The 2,961-nt window shown below is 49.1% G+C and carries 2 protein-coding genes; both read left to right on the plus strand.

All coding sequences use genetic code 11. From position 1 onward, the window contains the following. Positions 1 to 616 precede the first annotated feature (616 nt). Complete coding sequence (tgt, locus tag VIM72_RS21215) at positions 617 to 1,747, plus strand: tRNA guanosine(34) transglycosylase Tgt (protein WP_332004829.1); 1,131 nt, start codon at positions 617 to 619, stop codon at positions 1,745 to 1,747. Between the two features lie 169 nt (positions 1,748 to 1,916). Further along, the coding region (locus VIM72_RS21220) for an LptF/LptG family permease (protein ID WP_332004830.1) at positions 1,917 to 2,961 on the plus strand (1,045 nt) is incomplete at its 3' end.

The following is a 2,961-nucleotide window of genomic DNA, read 5'->3' on the forward strand; positions in this document are numbered from 1 at the left end:
TATGATTTTGTTTATCTGTAACCTAATGGGGATAAAAAAGGTAAAATATGAAACGGGATAAGTCAACTACCATATTTTTGTTCTATTTAAGGGTCGTTTTCCACATCTTTTTTTCTGCATTTCCTGCCCGCATAAGCGCCCATTAGCAAACACCAGGTCACTTGTTTACCTGCAAAACCAGTCATTGATCGATCTATCCACTCAAGCCACTTCACAACCCATAACTCCGGCTTCAGCTGCACATCAGCCCATTCCACCCGCCCGCACGCATTCCCATTAGCTCCTTTCACCAGCAAAACCAGCACATTAACACACCCATCTGCCCAGGCCCACATTCGCAATCATCGCTCACCTCCCGGCAAACCAGCATATCCGCACATCATTCCCTCTCCATCAAACCACCCCACCCCATTCCCCCATCATCCGCACATTATCCCTCTCCCCGGCAAAAACCAGCACATCAGCATATTAGCATATCAGCACATTCCCCCATCATCCGCACATTATCCCTCTCCCCCGCAAAAACCAGCACATCAGCATATTAGCACATCAGCACATTCATTTCCCATCTGCATATCCGCACATTTGCACATTAATTCTACCTTTGCCCTGTTTTATGAATTTTGACCTTCTTACCACCGATAACAACAGCCAGGCCCGCGCAGGTATGCTTACCACGGCCCATGGCAATATTGAAACGCCCATTTTTATGCCGGTAGGCACTGTGGGCAGTGTAAAAGCAGTAACCCAGGAGCAGCTGCGGAACGATGTACAGGCGCAGATCATCCTGGGAAATACCTATCACCTGTACCTGCGCCCGGGGCTGGAAGTATTGTCCGCCGCCGGCGGCCTGCACCGCTTTAATGGCTGGGAACGTCCCATACTTACGGACAGCGGCGGCTACCAGGTTTTTTCCCTGGCCGCCAACCGGAAAATAAAGGAAGAAGGGGTGGTGTTCCAGTCGCATATAGACGGCAGCCGCCACCTGTTTACCCCCGAAAGTGTAATGGACATTCAGCGCACCATAGGCGCCGATATTATAATGGCTTTTGATGAATGCCCGCCCTACCCGTCGGAATTCAGATACGCCCGCAAATCAATGGAGCTTACCCACCGCTGGCTGGACCGCTGTATTAAACGACTGTCAGAAACACAGCCGGCTTACGGACATGAGCAAACGCTGTTTCCCATTGTGCAGGGCAGCACCTATAAAGAGCTGCGCACCATTTCTGCCACGGAAATAGCCGCGCGTGAATGCGCCGGTAACGCCATTGGCGGCCTTAGTGTGGGCGAGCCGGAAGCCGAAATGTATGAAATGTGCGGGCTGGTATGTGAAATATTGCCGGTGCACAAACCCCGCTACCTCATGGGAGTAGGCACTCCCTGGAACCTGTTGGAAAATATTGCGCTGGGTATAGATATGTTTGATTGCGTAATGCCCACCCGCAATGGCCGTAACGGTATGTTATTCACCTGGCAGGGTGTTATTAATATCAAGAATAAAAAATGGGCAACAGATTTTTCGGCCATTGATGAGCAAACCAAATGTTTTGCCAGTAATAATTATACCAAAGCCTACCTGCGCCACCTGTTTGCCGCCGGGGAAATACTGGGTATGCAGCTGGCCAGCATTCATAACCTGAGCTTTTACCTGCAGCTGGTAAAGGCCGCCCGGGAGCAGATCCTGGCCGGCACCTACGCCGCCTGGAAAGCCGCTATGGTGCCACAGCTACAAACAAGACTGTGATAATTTTAGATTTTAGATGTACGATTTTAGATTTCGTTAACAGGGCTTGTTAAAAAATCATAATGCTGAAATCGTAGATTGCGAAATTATAATGTTACTATTCTAAAGATTTGCGACTAAGATCCGCTCAATCAAATCTAAAATCGTAAATCTAAAATCGTAAATCAGTATGACAAAGATCGATTGGTATATACTGCGGAAATTCATAGGAACATTCATTTATTCCCTGATGATCCTGCTGATAATTTCAGTAGTGATAGACATTACGGAGAAGGTGGATGATTTTATGAACAACAACCTTTCCCTGAAAACCATTGTAGTAGATTACTACTTTGGCTTCATCCCGCATATTGCCGCCCTGTTATTTCCTTTGTTCATTTTTATATCCGTTATCTTTTTTACTTCCAAAATGGCGTACCGCTCAGAGATCATTGCCATCCTGAGCGCAGGCGTAAGCTTTCGCCGTATGCTGCGCCCCTTCTGGGTAGGGGCTTTCCTGTTTGGCGGCCTGCTGTGGCTGGGCAACCGGTGGACGGTACCCAACGCCAACCGCATACGCACTACCTTTGAAAATACGTATATACACGCCCGTGATGAAGGGCATACGATCTACGATAAAACTACCCGTATAGATAGTTTTACGTACGTTACTTTCGGCTCTTATGATCCTAATTATCACAGCGGCAGCAACTTTGTGCTGGAAAGGGTAGAAGGGTTGGATATGACGCTGAAGATCCGCGCCGACCGGATCTCCTGGGATTCCACTCAAAAGAAATGGCGCCTGGACTATGTATCCCTGCGCAGGATCAAAGGCCTCAAAGAAACCTGGTGGAGCAAACAGGATACTTCCCTGAAGCTGACCCTTACTCCCAAGGAGCTGGAAGAGGCCAAAAACGTGCAGGAAGCCATGACCACCCCGGAGCTGGACCGTTTTATAGCCCGGGAAGAGATCCGGGGCGCAGAAGGGCTGAACATTTATTATGTTGAAAAATACCGCCGTACCGCTGCTGCAGCAGCCGTGGTTATCCTGAGCCTTATTGGCGCCATCATTGCCTCCCGTAAGGTAAGAGGGGGCAGCGGCCTGCACCTGGCCCTGGGTATTGTGCTCAGCGCTACCTATATTATCTTCCTCCAGTTCTCCACCGTATTCTCTACCAAAGCCAGCCTCAACCCCTTACTGGCAGTATGGATCCCTAACTTTGTTTTTGCGGCGG

The sequence above is a fragment of the Chitinophaga sp. genome, assembly GCF_036569185.1.
Lineage (GTDB): Bacteria > Bacteroidota > Bacteroidia > Chitinophagales > Chitinophagaceae > Chitinophaga.

Excerpts from the sequence above, each read along its gene's own strand:
- tgt (WP_332004829.1), top strand. The coding sequence starts at position 617 with ATGAATTTTGACCTTCTTACCACCGATAACAACAGCCAGGCCCGCGCA.